This is a genomic window from uncultured Microbulbifer sp. (assembly GCF_947498635.1).
Lineage (GTDB): Bacteria > Pseudomonadota > Gammaproteobacteria > Pseudomonadales > Cellvibrionaceae > Microbulbifer > Microbulbifer echini.
Window position 1 is genome coordinate 74,665 of sequence record NZ_CANMKV010000010.1, and the last position, 19,039, is coordinate 93,703.

The 19,039-nt window shown below is 51.9% G+C and carries 14 protein-coding genes and 1 tRNA gene; 12 read left to right on the forward strand and 3 right to left on the reverse strand.

Going from position 1 to position 19,039, the window contains the following annotated elements; all coding sequences use genetic code 11:
- Positions 1 to 5 precede the first annotated feature (5 nt).
- The 8 genes from fadA (at position 6) to Q1A69_RS07295 (ending at position 10,462) form a co-directional block, all read left to right on the forward strand.
- A complete protein-coding gene (gene fadA, locus Q1A69_RS07260) occupies positions 6 to 1,181 on the forward strand; it encodes an acetyl-CoA C-acyltransferase FadA (protein WP_299583306.1) in 1,176 nt (391 codons plus the stop codon).
- Between the two features lie 194 nt (positions 1,182 to 1,375).
- Positions 1,376 to 1,460 (forward strand) — tRNA-Leu (locus Q1A69_RS07265).
- 193 nt (positions 1,461 to 1,653) lie between these two features.
- A complete protein-coding gene (gene tig / locus Q1A69_RS07270; RefSeq protein WP_299583309.1) occupies positions 1,654 to 2,967 on the forward strand; it encodes a trigger factor in 1,314 nt (437 codons plus the stop codon).
- Positions 2,968 to 3,153: 186 nt separating this feature from the next.
- Entirely contained in the window at positions 3,154 to 3,795 is a 642-nt protein-coding gene (clpP, locus tag Q1A69_RS07275) for an ATP-dependent Clp endopeptidase proteolytic subunit ClpP (RefSeq protein WP_299583312.1), read from the forward strand.
- Positions 3,796 to 3,960: 165 nt separating this feature from the next.
- Positions 3,961 to 5,247: an ATP-dependent Clp protease ATP-binding subunit ClpX gene (gene clpX, locus Q1A69_RS07280; protein ID WP_299583315.1), complete on the forward strand. Its 1,287-nt coding sequence runs from the start codon at positions 3,961 to 3,963 to the stop codon at positions 5,245 to 5,247.
- A 278-nt stretch (positions 5,248 to 5,525) separates the two neighbouring features.
- Entirely contained in the window at positions 5,526 to 7,931 is a 2,406-nt protein-coding gene (gene lon, locus Q1A69_RS07285; protein ID WP_299583318.1) for an endopeptidase La, read from the forward strand.
- Between the two features lie 255 nt (positions 7,932 to 8,186).
- Entirely contained in the window at positions 8,187 to 8,459 is a 273-nt protein-coding gene (locus tag Q1A69_RS07290; protein WP_067086576.1) for an HU family DNA-binding protein, read from the forward strand.
- Positions 8,460 to 8,578: 119 nt separating this feature from the next.
- Positions 8,579 to 10,462 (forward strand): SurA N-terminal domain-containing protein, encoded by a 1,884-nt coding sequence (locus tag Q1A69_RS07295; RefSeq protein WP_299583321.1) that lies wholly within the window; start codon positions 8,579 to 8,581, stop codon positions 10,460 to 10,462.
- A gap of 87 nt (positions 10,463 to 10,549) precedes the next feature.
- On the opposite strand, the gene Q1A69_RS07300 is transcribed toward Q1A69_RS07295, so the two are convergent.
- Together Q1A69_RS07300 and gloB are read right to left on the reverse strand one after the other, a co-directional pair.
- On the reverse strand, positions 10,550 to 12,106 hold the full coding sequence (locus tag Q1A69_RS07300; protein WP_299583324.1) for a LysM peptidoglycan-binding domain-containing protein: 1,557 nt from the start codon (positions 12,104 to 12,106) through the stop codon (positions 10,550 to 10,552).
- Positions 12,107 to 12,309: 203 nt separating this feature from the next.
- The gene (gene gloB / locus Q1A69_RS07305) at positions 12,310 to 13,092 is read right to left on the reverse strand and encodes a hydroxyacylglutathione hydrolase (protein WP_299583327.1); all 783 of its coding nucleotides are present in this window, start codon (positions 13,090 to 13,092) and stop codon (positions 12,310 to 12,312) included.
- Positions 13,093 to 13,305: 213 nt separating this feature from the next.
- On the opposite strand from gloB, the gene Q1A69_RS07310 reads away from it, so the two are divergent.
- Genes Q1A69_RS07310 through dnaQ form a run of 3 tightly spaced genes read left to right on the forward strand, consistent with a single transcriptional unit; the run spans position 13,306 to position 15,321 of the window.
- Positions 13,306 to 14,094, forward strand: a complete 789-nt coding sequence (locus Q1A69_RS07310; protein WP_299583330.1) for a class I SAM-dependent methyltransferase — start codon at positions 13,306 to 13,308, stop codon at positions 14,092 to 14,094.
- 50 nt (positions 14,095 to 14,144) lie between these two features.
- Positions 14,145 to 14,576: a ribonuclease HI gene (gene rnhA / locus Q1A69_RS07315; protein ID WP_366525559.1), complete on the forward strand. Its 432-nt coding sequence runs from the start codon at positions 14,145 to 14,147 to the stop codon at positions 14,574 to 14,576.
- Positions 14,577 to 14,592: 16 nt separating this feature from the next.
- Positions 14,593 to 15,321, forward strand: coding sequence for a DNA polymerase III subunit epsilon (dnaQ, locus tag Q1A69_RS07320; protein WP_299583333.1), 729 nt, complete (start codon positions 14,593 to 14,595; stop codon positions 15,319 to 15,321).
- 139 nt (positions 15,322 to 15,460) lie between these two features.
- On the opposite strand, the gene nhaB is transcribed toward dnaQ, so the two are convergent.
- Positions 15,461 to 16,996, reverse strand: coding sequence for a sodium/proton antiporter NhaB (gene nhaB / locus Q1A69_RS07325; protein WP_299583336.1), 1,536 nt, complete (start codon positions 16,994 to 16,996; stop codon positions 15,461 to 15,463).
- Positions 16,997 to 17,313: 317 nt separating this feature from the next.
- On the opposite strand from nhaB, the gene Q1A69_RS07330 reads away from it, so the two are divergent.
- Positions 17,314 to 19,023, forward strand: coding sequence for a hypothetical protein (locus Q1A69_RS07330; RefSeq protein ID WP_299583339.1), 1,710 nt, complete (start codon positions 17,314 to 17,316; stop codon positions 19,021 to 19,023).
- The last annotated feature ends 16 nt before the right edge of the window (positions 19,024 to 19,039 follow it).

Consider the following 19,039-nt stretch of genomic DNA (forward strand, 5'->3'; position numbering starts at 1 on the left):
TAGCGATGAGTTTAAATCCTAGAGATGCCGTAATCGTTGACTACGCGCGTACCGCCATGGGCCGCTCAAAGAATGGTGTGTATCGCCATGTGCGCGCCGACGATATGTCTGCTGAGCTGTTGAAAAAGTTTTTGCAGCGCAATGACAAGCTCGACCCCGCTGAGATCGATGACCTGATCTGGGGTTGCGTGATGCAGCGCGATGAGCAGGGTTTTAACGTAGCCCGCTTTATTTTGCTGCGCGCCGGCCTGCCACACACAATTCCTGCGCAGACCGTTAACCGTCTGTGCGGCTCCTCTATGTCCTCTCTGCATGCCGCTGCTGCCAACATTCAGGCTGGCGTGGGTGATGTGTATGTTGTGGGTGGTGTTGAGCACATGGGCCACCTGAATATGATGGAGCATGTGAGCCCCAATCCTATGCTGGGCCGCTACATGGCCAAAGCTGCTGGCTCCATGGGCATGACCGCTGAATACTTGGCTATGATGCACGGTATTCAGCGCCAGCAGATGGATGAGTTCGGTGCGCGCTCACATCAGCGTGCGGCTGAAGCGACTAAAGAAGGTAAGTTCAATCGCGAGATTATTGCGATTGAAGGTCATGATGACGATGGCGTCCCTTTCCTTGTGGAGGCGGATCAAACCATTCGCCCGGATACTACCGTAGAAGGTCTCGCCCAGCTGAAGCCGGCATTTGATCCGAAGCACGGTCAGGTAACCGCAGGGACTTCTTCTCAGATTACCGATGGCGCCTCAGTTATGCTAGTGATGTCGGCTGAGCGCGCTCAGGCGCTGGGTATGACACCGATTGCGCGCGTTAAGGAAATGGCTTTGGCGGGCGTTGATCCTTCGATCATGGGTTACGGTCCAGTGCCTTCCACCAAGAAGGCGCTTAAGAAGTCAGGTCTTACTCTCGGCGATATCGATAAGTTTGAGCTGAACGAGGCGTTTGCTGCGCAGGCGCTACCGGTAATGAAAGACCTTGATCTGCTGGATAAAATGGACGAAAAGGTCAATCTGTACGGTGGTGCTATTGCTCTAGGCCACCCCTTCGGTTGCTCCGGGGTCCGGATCACGGGCACTCTCTTGAGTGTTATGCAGAATGAAGGTGGAAATCTAGGTGTTTCCACTATGTGCATTGGTTTGGGGCAAGGTATTACCACCGTCGTAGAGCGTGTATAAGCTTTCCTCCGGGTAGCTGCACATCTATAAAAAGGCGCCCTTGTGGCGCCTTTTTTTATTTTGTGAAGAATGTGCCTACTAAAGTGTTGATGCCTTCAAAATGCTGTGGCACAATCTGCACCCCTTGTCGCGATGGGGTCTTTTTTGACCTGAAACTCTATGTATTTCAAAGGGTTAGCGATAAGAGAATTTTTGGGGACGTGGTGAAATTGGTAGACACGCCAGATTTAGGTTCTGGTGCCGAAAGGTGTGGGAGTTCGAGTCTCCCCGTCCCCACCAAATTAAGAGCTTTGAAGTCCGTGTGACTTGCCCTGCAGAAGGGTGGGTGCGGACTTCTTGTGCATTTGGCATAAGCCTGGAATTGCTCTGCAGTTTTTATGGTTGTGCCTACGAGGTGGCCGGCTAAGTCCCGGCGGCCCGGCATTCGTTGGCGCTGCGGCGCGATTACAGAGATAGTCTCACGAGGATAAACATGCAGGTTTCCATCGAAACTACTTCCGGTCTGGAGCGTCGTTTAACGGTTAATTTGCCGGCGGAAATCGTCGATAAAGAAGTGGACAAGCGTCTCCAGCAGGCCGCCAAAACTGTTCGCGTAAACGGCTTCCGTAAAGGCAAGGTGCCAATGAAAGTTGTACGTCAGCGCTTTGGTGCCGGCGTTCGCCAGGAAGTGCTTGGTGAGGTTATGAGCCGCTCTTTTTATGACGCAGTTCAACAAGAGCAGGTAAAGCCCGCTGGCCAGCCCAGTATCGAAGCCAAGCAGACAGCTACTGGCGAAAACCTGGAATACGTTGCCACTTTCGAAGTTTACCCTGAGGTAGAGCTGGCCGACTTGGCAGGGCTCAGCGTAGAGCGTCCAGTTGCGAATGTTACCGATGCTGATGTCGAGAATATGATCGACGTATTGCGCAAGCAGCAGTCTTCCTGGAAAGACACTAAGCGCAAGGCGCAAAAAGGCGATCGAGTGACTATTAATTTTGTCGGTCGCAAAGGTGGCGAAGAGTTTGAGGGTGGCAAGGCTGAAGATCATCAGTTGACCCTTGGTTCTGGACAGATGATCCCGGGCTTTGAAGAGGGTATTCTGGGTATGAAGCCCGGCGAAGAGAAAGATTTGGACCTGACCTTCCCGGAAGACTACCAGGCTGAAGAATTGCGCGGTGCCGCGGTAACTTTCAGTGTCAAAGTAACCTCTTCTGAAAAGCCAGAGTTGCCAGAGCTGAACGAAGAGTTCTTCGCTGCTTATGGTGTGCAAGAGGGTGGAGAAGAGAAGTTCCGTGAAGAAGTACGTAATAACATGGGTCGCGAGCTGAAAAATGCAGCGCTGAACAAAGTGAAGACCCAGGTAATGGACCAGTTGTTCGAAAAGCATCCGGTTGACTTGCCTTCAGCTCTGGTTGCTGGCGAAGTTCGCACCCTGCGTGGTCAAATGATTCAGCAGTTCGGTGGCCAGATTAAGGCTGAAGATGCAGAACGTATGCTCCCGGATACCATGTTTGAAGAGCAGGCCAAGCGCCGTGTCGTTCTGGGTCTTGTTGTAGGTGAGATTGTTAAGAAGAACGAACTGTCTGTTGATGCTGACCTCGTCAAGGCTAAGGTTGAGGAGCTCGCCTCCACGTACCAGCAGCCAGAAGAGGTGGTTGAATACTATTACAACAATCGTGAGCTGCTGTCTGGAGTTGAATCGGTGGTGCTGGAAGACCAGGTTGTTGATTTTGTTCTTAAGTCTGCAAAAGTTGAAGAAGTGGAAAGCACTTACGACGACGTAATCAAGCCGCAGAAGCAGGGTTAATTACCCGGCCTTATAAGAATGCATTGGCGCCCGCATTAGTCGGGCGTCCTTGCATCTCCTTCCTTTTTACCGGCTGGCTTTATCCTGCCTGACCGGTTAAGCTCTGAAAACCAAATTTTCAGCACAGGCGCCAGGCGCTTGTACGCTGGCCTGCCGAATACGCCACAAAAGGAAGCAATGGTACCTATGGCACGAATTGATAATCCTCTAGCCTCGATCGACCCTTCAGCCACTGGTTTGGTGCCCATGGTGGTAGAGCAAACTGCCAGGGGTGAGCGCTCTTTTGACATTTATTCCCGTCTATTAAAAGAACGGGTTATTTTTCTGGTTGGACCAGTCGAAGACCACATGGCCAACTTGGTGGTTGCCCAGTTGTTGTTCCTCGAAGCGGAGAACCCCGATAAGGATATCCACCTGTACATCAACTCCCCTGGGGGCTCGGTTACGGCGGGTATGTCTATTTATGACACCATGCAGTTTATCAAGCCGGACGTGAGCACTATGTGTATCGGTCAGGCCTGCAGCATGGGGGCTTTTTTGCTGACCTCTGGTGCACCTGGAAAGCGTTTTGCTACCCCTAATTCTCGGGTAATGATCCATCAACCCAGTGGTGGCGCCCAAGGACAGGCTAGTGATATTCATATCCAGGCGCAGGAAATTCTTAAGATTCGCCATCGTTTGAATGAGCTGATGGCCCATCACTCTGGTCGACCGGTCAGTGATATTGAGAGAGATACCGAGCGAGATCATTTCCTGAGTGCCGATGAGGCCAAGGAGTATGGTTTGGTAGATGATGTGCTCTCCAGACGCCAAGCGATGGAAAAGTAAGCAAATCAACGAAAATAATTTGCTGATGGCGTCCAGATCGAATTCCAGGCTCCCTGTATGTGATTTCTCAGGCAAAGGGGGCTTGAAAAATACGCCAAAAGGCAGCATCTTGCTGTAATAGCTGAATTGAAGGCCCTGGTAGGCCAGTGACCACGGAGTATTTTGATGACCGACAAAAGCAGCGGAGAAGACAGCGGCAAGTTGCTGTACTGCTCTTTCTGCGGCAAAAGCCAGCAGGAAGTGCGGAAGTTAATCGCTGGGCCGTCAGTCTTTATCTGCGATGAGTGTGTCGAGCTCTGTACCGATATCATTCGCGAAGAGGTCCAGGAGACTGCGGAGGGCCCGGAAGGGCGTCTGCCCACACCACGCGAAATAACTGAGATCCTCGATCAGTATGTGATTGGTCAGGAGGGGGCCAAGCGTGTGCTGGCCGTTGCGGTATATAACCACTATAAGCGTCTGCGCAGTAAGGCTGGCGTAAAAGGTAAGGATGAGGTCGAGCTCAGCAAGTCCAACATCCTTTTGGTAGGGCCAACCGGTAGCGGTAAAACCCTGCTGGCTGAAACCCTGGCACGGCTGCTCAATGTGCCTTTTACCATCGCCGATGCTACCACCCTTACCGAGGCTGGTTATGTTGGTGAGGATGTCGAGAATATCATTCAGAAGCTGCTGCAGAAGTGTGACTATGATGTCGAGAAAGCCCAGCAGGGTATTGTCTACATCGATGAGATTGACAAGATCTCACGCAAATCTGACAACCCCTCTATCACTCGGGATGTTTCCGGTGAGGGTGTACAGCAGGCGTTGCTGAAATTGATCGAAGGCACCGTCGCTTCTGTTCCCCCTCAAGGCGGACGTAAGCATCCGCAGCAGGAATTCCTGCAGGTGGATACATCGAACATTCTGTTTATCTGTGGTGGTGCCTTTGCCGGTTTGGATAAGGTCATCCGAGATCGCTCAGAGAAGGGTGGCATCGGCTTTAGTGCTGAGGTGAAGTCTAAGGACGCTACTAGTAATTTCGGAGAGGTTCTCCGCGAGCTGGAACCCGAAGATTTGGTCCGCTACGGCCTGATACCTGAGTTCGTTGGACGCCTGCCGGTTACGGCGACATTGGAAGAGCTCGATCGCGAAGCTCTGGTGCAAATTCTCACCGAGCCGCGCAACGCCTTGACCAAGCAGTATGCGAAGCTCTTCGAGATGGAAGATGTAGAGCTGGATTTCCGTCCAGATGCCCTGGATGCCGTAGCGACGAAAGCGATGGAACGTAAGACGGGTGCCCGAGGGCTCCGCTCCATTATGGAGTCGGTGCTGCTGGAGACGATGTATGACATTCCATCTTCTGATGATGTTGCCAAAGTTGTTATTGATGAGGCTGTGATCAAGGGAGAGTCCGCCCCGTTACTTGTTTACGAAAGTGAAAGTCAGCCACAAAAGGCTGCGCCTGAAGAGTAGCTGCTCTTCACTCAAGAAAGCCCCATAACCGGGGCTTTTTTTATGCCGTTTTTTAATTAAAAGAGCGGATATCCTGCCAAATTGGCCCGTAGAGGCATTAACGTCTACCGAGTGCTCAGTTGAAGTCGGCACAAATTGGTCGCGAGATTAGACTTGTATTCCGGGCTCTCCCCCCCCATCTCTAGCAACTGAAGGGCGGTGGCCCAAATTAAGCTGTCAATTTCAACAGCAGCATGATGCCGCGCCAAATACCCAGTGATAGGGCCGAGAGGAGTTCTATGGATCAGTCACCCGACACCAAGCTTGAATATCCGTTATTGCCATTGCGCGATGTTGTTGTTTACCCCCATATGGTGATTCCGCTGTTTGTCGGCAGGGAAAAATCCATTGAGGCTCTGGAAGAGGCCATGCGCCGGGATAAGCAAGTGTTACTCGTGGCCCAGAGAAAAGCATCAGAAGATGATCCTGGTGCCGAAGACATCTATCGCGTTGGCACGATTGCCAGTGTTCTGCAGCTTCTTAAACTTCCGGACGGTACCGTTAAAGTACTAGTAGAAGGGGGGGAGAGGGTCAATATCCTCGATGTTGCTGAGCGTGATAATCACTTTGAAGCCAGTGTTGAGCCTATGGAGACTATAGAGCTCCCAGAAGGTGAGACAGAGGCCCTGGTCCGCTCGGTGATGACCCAGTTTGAGCAATATGTCTCCGTCAGTAAAAAGGTGCCGAATGAGGTTATTACCTCTTTGTCGGGTATCGATGAGCCGGGACGATTGGCAGATACTATCTCTGCCCATATGTCACTTGAGTTGGCGCAAAAGCAAGAGCTTTTAGAGACCTCCAATGTCAAAGAGCGCCTGGAGCACCTGCTGGGCCTGATGGACTCCGAAATCGATCTGATTCAGGTCGAGAAGCGCATTCGCGGCCGCGTGAAGAAGCAGATGGAGAAAAGCCAGCGCGAGTATTACCTCAATGAACAGATGAAGGCGATTCAGAAAGAGTTGGGCGAAATCACCGAAGAACCCAATGAAATTGAAGAGCTTGAGAACAAAATCGCCGAATCTGGGATGTCGGCTGAGGCTGAGAAGAAAACCCGCGCTGAGCTGGGTAAGTTGAAGATGATGTCCCCGATGTCTGCTGAAGCATCGGTACTGCGCAGCTATATCGACTGGATGCTGAGCCTCCCTTGGAAAAAGGCCAGCCGTGTACGACACGACCTGAAAAAGGCCGAGGAGATCCTCGAAAAGGAACACTATGGCCTTGATGAAGTGAAGGAGCGGATCCTCGAGTATCTGGCTGTGCAAAAGCGCGTGAAAAAAGTTAAAGGGCCGATCCTGTGTTTGGTTGGGCCGCCTGGGGTGGGTAAGACCTCACTCGGGCAGTCCATTGCTCGTGCGACCAATCGCCAGTATGTGCGCATGGCACTCGGCGGGGTTCGCGATGAAGCAGAAATCCGCGGGCATCGCCGCACCTATATAGGTTCTCTGCCCGGTAAGCTGGTTCAAAAGATCTCTAAGGTTGGGGTCAAAAACCCCCTTTTCCTACTTGATGAGGTCGACAAAATGGGTATGGATCAGCGCGGGGATCCCGCGTCCGCCCTGCTGGAAGTCTTGGACCCGGAACAGAACAAGACATTTAACGACCATTACCTGGAGGTGGATTACGACCTATCTGATGTGATGTTCGTATGTACCTCGAACTCCATGAATATCCCCGGTCCTCTCCTGGATCGCATGGAGGTTATCCGTATCCCCGGTTATACCGAGGACGAGAAGCTCAATATTGCCCAGCGTTACTTGGTGCCCAAGCAGCGCAAGGCTAACGGCTTGAAAGAGAATGAGCTGGAACTGTCTGATCAGACTATTCGAGACATCGTTCGCTACTATACCCGCGAGGCTGGTGTTCGTGGTTTGGATAGGGAAATTGCCAAGGTTTGTCGTAAGATCGTCACCGAACATGTGCGAAATCCATCGGACGAAAAAGCAATCGTTAAGCCTGATCAGTTAGAAGAGCTGTTGGGCGTGCGAAAATTCGACTTCGGCCGCGCAGAGGAAGAAAACAAAATAGGGATTGTTACCGGTCTTGCCTGGACTGAGGTTGGCGGAGAGCTTCTCAATATTGAGGCTTCTGCGGTGCCAGGCAAGGGTCGTATGATCAAAACCGGGTCTCTCGGTGATGTGATGCAGGAGTCGATCCAGGCCGCTTTGACGGTGGTGCGCTCGCGCTCCCAGGCCCTCGGTATCGGGCCGGATTTCCACGAGACGCGAGATATACATATCCATGTTCCCGAGGGTGCCACGCCAAAAGATGGTCCATCAGCGGGTATAGCTATGTGTACGGCACTGGTTTCCGTTCTTACCGATATCCCGGTGCGTTCCGATGTGGCAATGACCGGAGAAATCACTTTGCGCGGAGAGGTTTTACGGATTGGCGGTCTCAAAGAGAAGTTATTGGCAGCGCATCGGGGCGGTATTAAAACTGTGCTGATCCCTGCGGATAACGAGCGGGACCTGAAGGATATTCCTGACAATATTCTTCAGGACCTGGTAGTAAAACCAGTGAAATGGATTGATCAGGTGCTCGAGTTGGCGCTTGAACACAAGCCTGAGTCTCTTTCTGATGAGGAATATTCCGCCTTGCAAAAGAAAGCGGAAGAGCGCTCGCAAAGATCTATCCAGACTCACTAATCCATTTGGGGCGGCTATTGTCGCCCCGTAACAATTTACAAGACCAAAACCTAACCACTAAATTGATTTTTGTTGCCTGGGCTTTGTTCCACTGGCCGGAAACCCGCATGGTTCCTTGACCCGTTACCGGGCAGTTGGTATAAAACGGGCCTTATTGGCCGGCGCTAAAATTGTCGGTGGTTAGAAAGTTACTAATAGGGATACCTTGCCTGAGGGTATGCCCTGAACATATTTAAAAGAACAGAGGGATTAAGCGTGAATAAGTCCGAACTGATTGAAGCAATTGCCGAGTCTGCAGATATTCCTAAAGCTGCAGCTGGCCGTGCTTTGGACGCAATGGTTGACAGCATTACTGATGCGCTTAAAAAAGGCGATCAGGTTGCCTTGGTGGGCTTTGGTACTTTTGCTGTGAAAGAGCGTGCAGCCCGCACTGGCCGCAACCCGCGCACTGGTGATCCGATTGAGATTGCCGCGGCAAAAATTCCCAACTTCAAGGCCGGTAAAGCCCTGAAAGACGCCGTAAACTAAGTTTCGGTGAACTTCGAGACCTTGTAAAAAATCGAAGTTACAAAGAGGCGTATCAATTTGGATGCGCCTTTTTTGTATCTGCACAGTTGAATAACTAGAGTCAAATTTCGGAGCTGAGCATGCTTCAGTCCATGCGCGATAATCTGAAGGGAACAGCTGCAATTATTGTTGCGGCGTTCTTTGGGTTCATTATGGTGATTGGAGGAATCGACTTTTTCTCCGGGGCCAGTGGTGGTGCCGCTGATGCGGTTGCCGAGGTTAATGGTGAAAAAATCACCAATATGGATTTGCAGCGGGCCATTCAAAACCGCCGCAGTATGATCATGAACCAATACGGTGAAAATGTTCCGGCGGATCTGATCAGTGACGAACAGCTGCGTGAACCGGTGTTACGCCAGTTGATTTCCACATCCGTCATGCGCCAGGCCGCCCAGGAAAGCGGAATGGTCATGAGCACGGCGGCGGTCAATAAGGCCATAACCGATATTCCGGCTTTCCAGGTAAATGGGACCTTTGATACTCAGTTATACCGTGATGCTTTACGCCGCATGGGCTATAGCACAGCCAGTTTCCCGCAAATTGTTGAGGGTGACCTTACCCTGCAACAATATGCTGACGGTGTCACCGCGAGTGCCTTCACCACCAAGGTGGATGCCGAGCAGGTGGTGGCTGCATCAATGGAGGAGCGCGATTTCACTTACGTGGTGTTACCCGTGCAGGAATTACTGGCCTCCACTGAAGTCAGCGACGCTGAAGTTGAGCAGTACTATCAAGAAAACCAAAGCCAGTACCAGCGACCTGAACAGGTGGCCGTTGAGTATATCGAGCTAACCCCAGAAATTTTTGCCTCCAATATCGATGTCTCTGAAGATGATATCCGCGCCCAGTATGACCAAGAGCGGGCCAGTTTCGGTTCTGACCTTCGTCGCCGTGCTGCGCATATCTTGCTGGAGGACGCAGATCAGGCAAAGTTAGAAGAAATCCAGGCAAAACTGAGTGCTGGTGAGGACTTCGCTGAGCTGGCCAAGAGTTACTCTGAAGATATCGGTTCCCGCGAGGAGGGAGGCGATCTAGGTTTTACTACCGGCGATGTTTTCCCTCAGGCCTTCGAAGAGGCTCTTGCCACTTTGGAAGTTGGTCAGGTTTCAGGGCCGGTTACGACCGATAGCGGTACCCACTTGATCAAGTTGCTGGAGGTGGAGGAGAGTGAGCCTCCCACTTTCGAAGAGCGTAAGAGTGCAATCGAAAAGCAGTTGCGCTCAGCAGCTGCGGAGAGGGAATTTGTCGACTCCCTGAGCCGTCTGGCTGACCTGGCATACAATGCTGACAGTCTTGCGGGCCCGGCCGAAGAGCTTGGCGTACCTCTACAAACCAGTGGCCTTTTTTCTCGTCAAGAAGGTAGTGGTGTTTTGGCAAATGGTCAGGTAGTTGAGGCGGCTTTCTCTCCTGAGGTTATGGAAGATGGCAACACTTCCGATGTTCTGAATCTCAATAATGAGCACTCCGTTGTATTGCGTGTCACTGAATCCAAGCCTGCCGGGATCTACCCGCTGGAAGAGGTGCGTGAACAGATTGTTGCGGGCCTGAAGCGCGACAAGGCTAGTGAACAGCTGGCTAAACAGGCCGAAACTCTGAGGCAGAAGCTGGCGTCGGGTGGCGATTTTGCTGAGTTGGCCAAAGAGCAGGACCTCACCCTGGAGTCTAGCGAGAAGACGCGCCGGGGAGGTTTTGGCGAACGCGCAGAGATCAATGGCAAAGCATTCTCTTTACCGGCGCCTGCTTCTGGTTCCGAAGAGCTTGCGGTGTTTGCTCTCAGCAGTGGAAATCAGGTGGTTCTCGCTTTGCGCGATGTACGTCCCGGTGATCTTTCCCAGCAGAGTAAAGAACAACGCCTGGCACTGATGCAGCAGTTAGCCTCTGTTAATGGCGGCGCTGAGCTTGCCGCAATCCGCCGCTACCTGTCCGATCAGGCTAGCGTGGAACTGAGCTCCCCGGACGAGTAGCTTGAGCTTGTTCAGAGTAAAAAAAACCCGGCATAAGCCGGGTTTTTTTATTTTGGTCGCCCCAGAGTGGGGCAAGCTCTGAGGGAATCAGCTGTTATGGGCGCTATTGACGAACAGAGTTAAGCGTTGGCCCGGCTGTAGGTATTTTGATTTAGTGATTTTGTTCCAGCGTAAAATATCATCAATTTTTACGCTGAACTTAGTAGCGATTCGGTAGAGGGAGTCTCCATTTCTCACTCTATAGGAGAGTTTTCGTGTGGTGCGGTTACTGCCATTTGTGGTGTCGCTGTAGGCAACCAGAGTTCGGCCGGGTCGCAAGGTATCGCCAGGAGCCATACTGTTCCAGCGTGCGAGCTCTTTGACACTGACTTTTAGCTTGCGAGATATCGCCCAAAGACTATCGCCGGGCTGGATAGTATAACTTGATTTTTGCCCTTTCCCTGAGGCTTGACGCTGCTTGACTCTCTGATCGACGGTGTATGCATACTGTCCTGTGGGGCCGGAGGCGCTGGGGATTAATAGCGTCTTGCCGGCACGGATATTATTACTGCGCAATCGGTTGGCTTCGCGGATGGCGGTGATCGTGGTTTGGTATCGCCGTGCGATTGTCGAAAGGGAATCGCCTCGCGCAATGGTGTAGCGCTCCCAGGTCACCCTCTGGTCTACCGGTAGGTCTTTGAGGGCGCCCTCAAAGCGCTCCTGACTATCTACAGGGATGAGTAAGTGGTGATTGCCATTGGGGTCTGTTGCCCAACGATTGAAGCCCGGGTTGAGTAAGTAGAGTTCATCCAATTCGATTTGGGCAAGTTCTGCGGCTTGAGCCAAGTCAATCTGACTACCGACATTTACACGCGTGTAGTAGGGCTCGTTGGCGACATCGTGCAAGGGCACTTTGTAATGGTCTGGGCGGGACACTACTTCCGCAAGAGCCAGAAGCTGCGGCACATAGCGCTTGGTTTCTCGCGGTAATTTGATGTCCCAAAAAGTCGTTCCCAGCCCTCGACGACGGTTGCGTTCCATTGCGCGTCGCACCGTTCCTTCACCAGCATTGTAGGCCGCAAGGGCAAGCTCCCAGTCGCTATCAAAACGCTTGAAGAGGTAATTAAAGTACTTAACAGCAGCGCGGGTTGATTCGTGTACATCGCGGCGGCCATCGTACCACCAGTTTTGTTGCAGGCCGAAAGACCGCCCGGTCGCTGGGATGAATTGCCACATTCCGGAGGCCTGGGCATGGGAGTAGGCAAAGGGGTCGTATGCGCTTTCCACAATTGGCAGCAGAGCCAGCTCGAGAGGCATATTGGCTTGCTCTAGCTCTTCGGCAACATGGAAGATATAGCGGCGCGATCGTTCAGTAACCCGCGACATATAGCCTTCATTGCGGGAAAAATAGGCGATGTAATCCTTTACCTTGGGATTCTCAACGCGGTGATTGAGGTGAAACCCTCGGCGCAGGCGCTCCCAGATATCTGTGGGGGGCAGGGCTTCGTCCGCCGACTTGGGAGCGGGAGTCGCAAGGTTGTTCGCAGCAGTGGTTTCTTGTATCTGGGGGTTTTCGCTATCGGGCGATGAGCCCGTTTCTGGCAATTGCGAGCAAGCCCCAACCGTAGCAGCCAACAATGCGGCGGCAAAATTCTTGTGAACCATGTTTGGTATCCGCGAGTAATTCTTGTAATTCCCGCTCAGGTCGCGCGGAGGCGCTTATTATCTGCTAACACTGAGCATTGGATCATAGCCTTCTGATTCTAATTAGCGGAAATAGTTTCGGTCAACGCGAATGGATAAAAAACAGACAGTTTTTTAAGTTGAATGAAAAATTACCGGAATAATGACGTCCTTCATGCTCTCGCTTAAAAGTGATCCTTCCAGTCGCGGAGGCTGGCAAATATTTCTACTTCATCGAGTTGTTTGGAGCTGTCTTGCCCCAAGTGCTTGGCGCCGCTTTGGGCAACCTCAGGTATATGGCAGCGTAGGAAAGGGTTTGTTGCGATTTCTTCAGCGATTGTTGATGGCAAAGTGGGCTTGCCGGCTTGCCGCAGTACTTGACTGTCGGCCAGCCGTTTGCTGGTTACGCTGTTGCCGGGCTCTATGGTGTGGGCAAAATGGAGGTTGCCCAGGGTATATTCATGCGCACAATAAACGCGTGCACCTTGGGGGAGAGAGGTCAGTTTTTGAAGAGAGTCATACATTTGCTTGGGTGAGCCCTCAAATAAACGACCACAGCCTGCGGCAAAAAGTGTGTCGCCACAAAAGAGGTGTGGTTGTGAGCGTCCCCCGGAGGATTCCTCAGTGAGAATAATAGCCAAATGATCCAGGGTATGGCCGGGTATGTCCCAGACTTCAAGCGCTAGCCCCAGTAGCGAAAAATGATCTCCTCCGGCAATAGGGTTTGTGACACCCTTGATCGATTTTGGGCCGAACACTGGGCATTGGTATTGCTTATGTAGTGCTTTGATACCACCGGTATGGTCATAGTGGTGGTGAGTGATCAATATACCGCTAAGCGGCGCTCCATTGAGCGCTTTGATTACGGGTTCGGCTTCTCCTGGATCGACAACCCAGTGTTGATTATCCTTCTCAAGGTGCCAGATATAGTTGTCATTCAATGCGGGAATGGGGGTTATGGATAGCATATTAGTCCTACCTGCCAACTCAATTTTGAAACCATATCATGGAAGTTAGAAGGTGGTGTGCGGCAAGGCGCTAACCAGGGTGCAATATCTCCCTACTTAGTAATGGGGAGGTGGGTGGGCTCGGTGTTAGACTGTTTGGCTCGGCGAGAGTTTGGTGTAGTTTGGGCGTGGGGCTTACCGACCGGATAAGTGTGGGTTTTTTAAGGAGAGTTGATGACTGATAAGTCTAGATCTCGAGAGCCGATAGAGAAATCGTTACTGGCCAAAGCCTGCCCGGCGATGTCTCACTGGTTTTCAAGCCGCTTGGGGCAAGAGATTCTTTCGCAACAGCTGACTCTGGTACAGCCTCTCCTCGAGGGCTTCTTTGGTTATCACCTGTTACAGGCAGGTGTTACCGATGCTGTGGATTTTACCGCCTCTAGTCGTATCAATCACTGTTTTCGCTTGGCAGTTTGTGCCGAGCAACGTGGGGGGGCTCTTGTGGAGTTGGAGCAATTGCCTCTCCCCTCAGAGTCGATTGATGTAGTTTTTCTGCATCATTTGTTGGATTTTTCCTCTCAACCTCACCAGGTATTGCGGGAGGCTGCTCGGGTTTTAATACCTGGTGGTCACATGTTGCTGGTGGGGTTCAACCCTTTCTCATTACTTGGTCTTTCCCGCTTACTGTTCTCTCGCGGCGCTTACCAAAAGGGTAATCAACTGCGTGCAGCCAGGGTGGCGGACTGGATGAACTTATTGGATCTTCAGGCTGAGCAGGTGCACCGGGGTTTTTTTCGTCTGCCCATACAGCAGCGTGAGGTTCTTGCCAAAACAGTCTGGATGGAGCGCCTGGCTACCCGCCTGGGCTTGCCTTGGGGGGGGTTTTACATCATAGTCGCGCGCAAAGAAGTGTCTCGAGTACGTGCAATCAAAATCGATTGGCGCACTGAGCGGAAGCCCGCCCTGGTGGCCACGCCGACAAGTCCGCGTGTTGCCGCGCGGGGGAAACACCAGAAGCGCTAGCCTTGGAGAAAATCCTCAAAGGTCGCTTTGCTGCAATTTTGGCGTTGATTTTGAAACAAATTACTATCTATACCGACGGTGCCTGTCGTGGAAATCCGGGACCAGGAGGCTGGGGAGCTTTGTTGGTTTACGGTGATATCGAGAAAGAGTTGTGCGGTGGGGAGTCCCACACGACAAATAATCGTATGGAACTGATGGCTGCTATCAAAGCATTGGAAGCTCTCAAGCAGCCCTGCCAAATTGATCTGCATACCGATTCTCAATATCTGAGGCAGGGTATTACCGGCTGGATCAACAACTGGAAGAAGAATGGCTGGAAGACGGCAAGTAAAAAGCCGGTTAAGAATGCCGATCTCTGGCGTCAGTTAGATGAAGGCGTTGCACGACACCAAGTGGAGTGGCACTGGGTGAAGGGCCATGCTGGGCACCCCGGCAATGAAAGGGCCGATCAGCTGGCTAATCGCGGTCTGGATGAGTTGTAATTCTGAGGGGTGAACTATGCGCCAGGTTGTACTGGATACTGAAACTACCGGCCTTGACCCCAAGAGTGGTCATCGGATCATTGAGATTGGTTGTGTAGAGCTTGAAAACCGTAAGCTTACCGGGCGCCACTATCATCAATATATCAATCCGCAGCGGCAAGTGGATGATGGTGCTATTGAAGTTCATGGAATCACGAATGAATTCCTCACAGATAAGCCTCTTTTTGCCCAGATCGCCGATGAATTTATGGCCTTTTGTGAAGGGGCTGAACTCGTCATCCACAATGCGCCGTTTGATGTTGGCTTTATCAATGCTGAATTAAAGCGGTTAGGTAATCCTCGCTGGCAAAGTGTGAGCGCTCACTGCAGCGTGCTGGATACCCTGGCTCTTGCTCGGGAGAAGCACCCGGGGCAAAAGAATAATCTGGATGCTCTGTGCAAGCGCTATTTTGTCGATAACTCCCAGCGAGATTTGCACGGCGCCCTATTAGACGCGGAGATCCTCGCCGACGTCTACCTGATGATGACCGGTGGCCAGACCGACCTGGGTTTGGCCCAGGGCGGTGATGGGCAAAGCTCGGATGAGGGCGAGCAGGTGCAAGGGGAGGGCGCATCAACCGTAATCCGCAGGCTCTCCCAGAGTCGCTCCCCCCTCGCTGTAATACAAGCTAATGCCCAGGAGCTGGAGGCGCACCAATCCATGCTGGAGCTATTGCAGAAATCTGCCGGCAAACACTTCTGGTAAAGAAACTAAAAAGCCCGCGATGCGGGCTTTTTAGTGGATTTGCTATTTTTAATTTTCAGTCTTTATCCCAGTTACCTATCTGGTTGCTGGGTCCGTGTTACACGCGCATTCATATAATATCCCGCCTGAATACTTACCACTAAATGGCGTAGACTACGCAGATTAGGGCTACTGTACTCAGTACCAGCGTATAGGGCAAAGCCATTAATACCATGCGGCCATAGGAAAGGCGGATGAGCGGGGCAAGAGCCGAAGTAAGCAGAAATAAGAAGGCAGCCTGGCCATTGGGAGTGGCGACACTAGGCAGGTTGGTGCCTGTGTTAATGGCAATGGCCAGCTTATCAAAGTGCTCGCGGGTAATGTCGCCAGCTATAAGGGCAGTCTTAATTTCGTTGATATAAACAGTGGCCACAAATACGTTGTCGCTGATCATTGACAGAATGCCATTGGCAATAAAGAGCAGCCCAGGTTGTTGTTCGGGCTTTTGCGATAGTACGAAGTGCGTAACTGGTTCAAACAGGTGCTGTTGGTGAATGACTGCAACAATTGCGAAAAACACCACTAAAAGAGCGGTAAAGGGTAGTGCCTCTTCAAAGGCGTGGCCAATGCGAGCTTCCTGAACAACGCCATTGAAAGCGGTTAGCAATACAATAACCATCAGGCCGATAATACCGACTTCGGCAACATGAAAAGCCAAAGCGAACACCAGCATCAGAGCCACAATACCCTGCACCCACAGTTCTGCAACGTGAGCGGATGTGCGCTTACTCTCCTCCTCCCGGGAGGAGTTTAATAAAACTTCGCGTACCGCCTGGGGAAGTTGGGCGCCATAACCGAAAATTTTAGTTTTTTCAAGGAACACACAGGTGATAAGACCCGCAAACAGAGTGGGAATCGTTACTGGGGCCATCTGCAGGAAGAATTGTACAAATTCCCACCCCGCTTTTTCGGCGATCAGTAGGTTTTGTGGCTCGCCGACCAGAGTGCATACACCTCCGAGCGCGGTACCCACAGCACCGTGCATAATCAGGCTGCGCAGGTAGGCCCGGAACTGGTCCAGGTCCTCACGATGATATTCCACCACATGTTCATCATTCGAGTGGTCGTGGCCATGATGGTGGTGCGGTTGCTGTGAGGCAACACGGTGATAGACCGAGTAAAAGCCCACGGCGACAGCAATGAGTACTGCCGTGACTGTGAGTGCATCCAAGAACGCAGAAAGTACGGCTGAAACGGCACAGAACAGCAATGACAATAAACTTTTGGATTTTACATGGATCAGGATTTTGGTGAATACAAAGAGAAGTAGGCTCTTCATAAAGTAGATGCCGGCCACCATGAACATCAATAGCAATATTACTTCGATATTCTCAACCACCTCGTGGTAGACCGCATCGGTGCTGGTCATTCCCATCAGCACTGCTTCAATAGCGATCAATCCACCCGGTTGCAGTGGGTAACATTTTAAGGCCATGGCCAGAGTGAAAATAAATTCACCGATAAGCACCCAGCCGGTAATGAACGGTCCGCTCACATAGAGCAACAGTGGATTGAGTAGTAGAAAGGCGGCGATGGTTAATTTGTACCAATCAGGAGCCTCACCGAGAAAATTATCTGCAAAGGCCCGGCCGAAACCGTATCCGGAAGCCGTAATTGCATTGTTATAGGTGTTCATTATTTACTTCCATGGTTTACCCGTTGGGCCATTTTGGAGTCTTGGGGGGGGGTAGTACGGCAATTAGAGCGCCCAACTACCAATTTTTCTTTTTTTGCGCAAAAGACGCAAATATCAAAATAGCAAACGCTACTGAGTTTTTTGGAAAATTCAAGTGATTTAGGCTGTGTTGCATTATTGCCAGGACTTTTGTCGAATATTCGGTGGAATTTGTCCGTGGAAAGGTGGACTCTTTCCATTATTGGTATAAATTGCCGTTTGTTAGGCCCACCCGTCTTCGGGTCGGTTGTTTTTTGTTCGGTTACAGGAAGAATGCAGTGGTGCAGGCAAAAAGTGAATTGCGCAAGATCAACATCACTTCTGTCAATGTGGTCAAGGATGAGCTGGTTGTAGCAATAGATAGTGCTGCCGCTCACTTGGACAAATTTGCAGCAGATACCACCCGAAAACAGTCACTGGAGGAATGTCTGGCTGCCCTCAGGCAGGTGAGCGGAGTCCTGCAAATGGTGCAGCTCCACGCGGGTGAGTTGCTGACACAAGAGAAGATCGCTGCTTTGACTGAAGTACTGGAGCAGCGCCAGCAGCCGACCGAAGAGCTGATGGAAGCTCTGGGCACGGCCTTTTATGTGCTCGGCCGCTATCTTGATTTTGTGCAAAACCGAGCGATTGCTCGCCCGGAGCTACTAATACCCTTTATTAATAATTTACGCGCGGCGCGTTCCCAGCCCCCTGTACCTGAGAGCCATTTTTTTCGCTGTAATCTGAGTGCCTCGATACCCGGCATGGGGGCTTCGGCAGTGATGTCTGAGGACTTGCGCAGTTTTGTCCGCAGGTTTCGCCATATGTACCAGGTTGGCCTGTTAGCGCTGTTACGCGGCAAGCCCCGCGGCCCGGCCTTCACAATGATGGCTCGGGCATTAGAGCGCATAGCGAGTATCACTACTGGACGTCCCAACGGGCGCCTCTGGGTGGTGGCTGGTGCTGCCCTTGGTGGCATGGCCGCTGGTGAAATGCGCATCAGTCGCTCGCGAGTTATGGTTTTCAGTATGTTTGACCGCTGGCTGCGGGCATTGCAGAAAGAGTGCGATACCGCCTTGGACCAGCCGGCTCCACCAATTCTTTTGAAAGAGTGTATCTATTGGTTGGCTCTTTCCCGGCCCAATGCGGGTGGAGCAAAGCTACTTAGTGCCTTTTCTGCCGAAGCGCTTGAATACACTGAAGATGAACTGGAGAGAGAGCGCACGAGCCTCGGAGGTCCTGGCGCTACGGCAATTTCAGCTGTTGCCAACGCCCTGGATGAGGAGCTATCCGGTGTGCGGCGAATGCTCGATAATATCGAGATGATTGGTGTATCCGATATCGATGAAAACGATGGCCTGGCCAGTACCCTGCAGAGGGTTGCCGGTACATTGCAGATGTTGAACTTCAAGCGGATTGGCGAAAGCCTGCGCAATGCTGTGGCCGAATATCAGAGTGCAGCGGGAGCCGGTGGTTCTGTTGCAGACGCAGCGCTGCAGAAATTAACCGGCCAAGTATTAATGGTGGATAGCACCGTGCGGGCTTTGAAGCAAAGTACCAGCATTGATCTCGACGAATACGGTCATGCGGATATCGCGTTCGAGCATAGCCAGCTGGCCGAAGCGGAAGTTGCCGTACTCAAGGAAGCCGAAGCGGGGCTGGCTCTGATCAAGCGGGCCCTGGCCGCTTATGCGGATTCTGGTTTTGATCACGGCCATATCCGCAATGTATCCACCACCCTAAACTCAGTTAGGGGCGGTCTGATTGTACTCAATCTCCGTCGTGCCGCAGCGGTTGTCGAAGGCCTGTTGAGTTTTGTCGAAACTGTAGTAGATAGACACGATGCCGCGCCTGAGGTAGAGCAGTTATTGGATATTTTTGCCGATGCCATTATCAGCCTCGAATACTATCTCGGTGAGGTGAAGCTGCATCGCCAAGCGGATGTTCAGTCCCTGAATCTGGCAGTGGAGAGCCTGGCGGCCCTGGGCTGTCCCGTTGAGGTGGCTTAGTTTGAGAAAGGAGTCA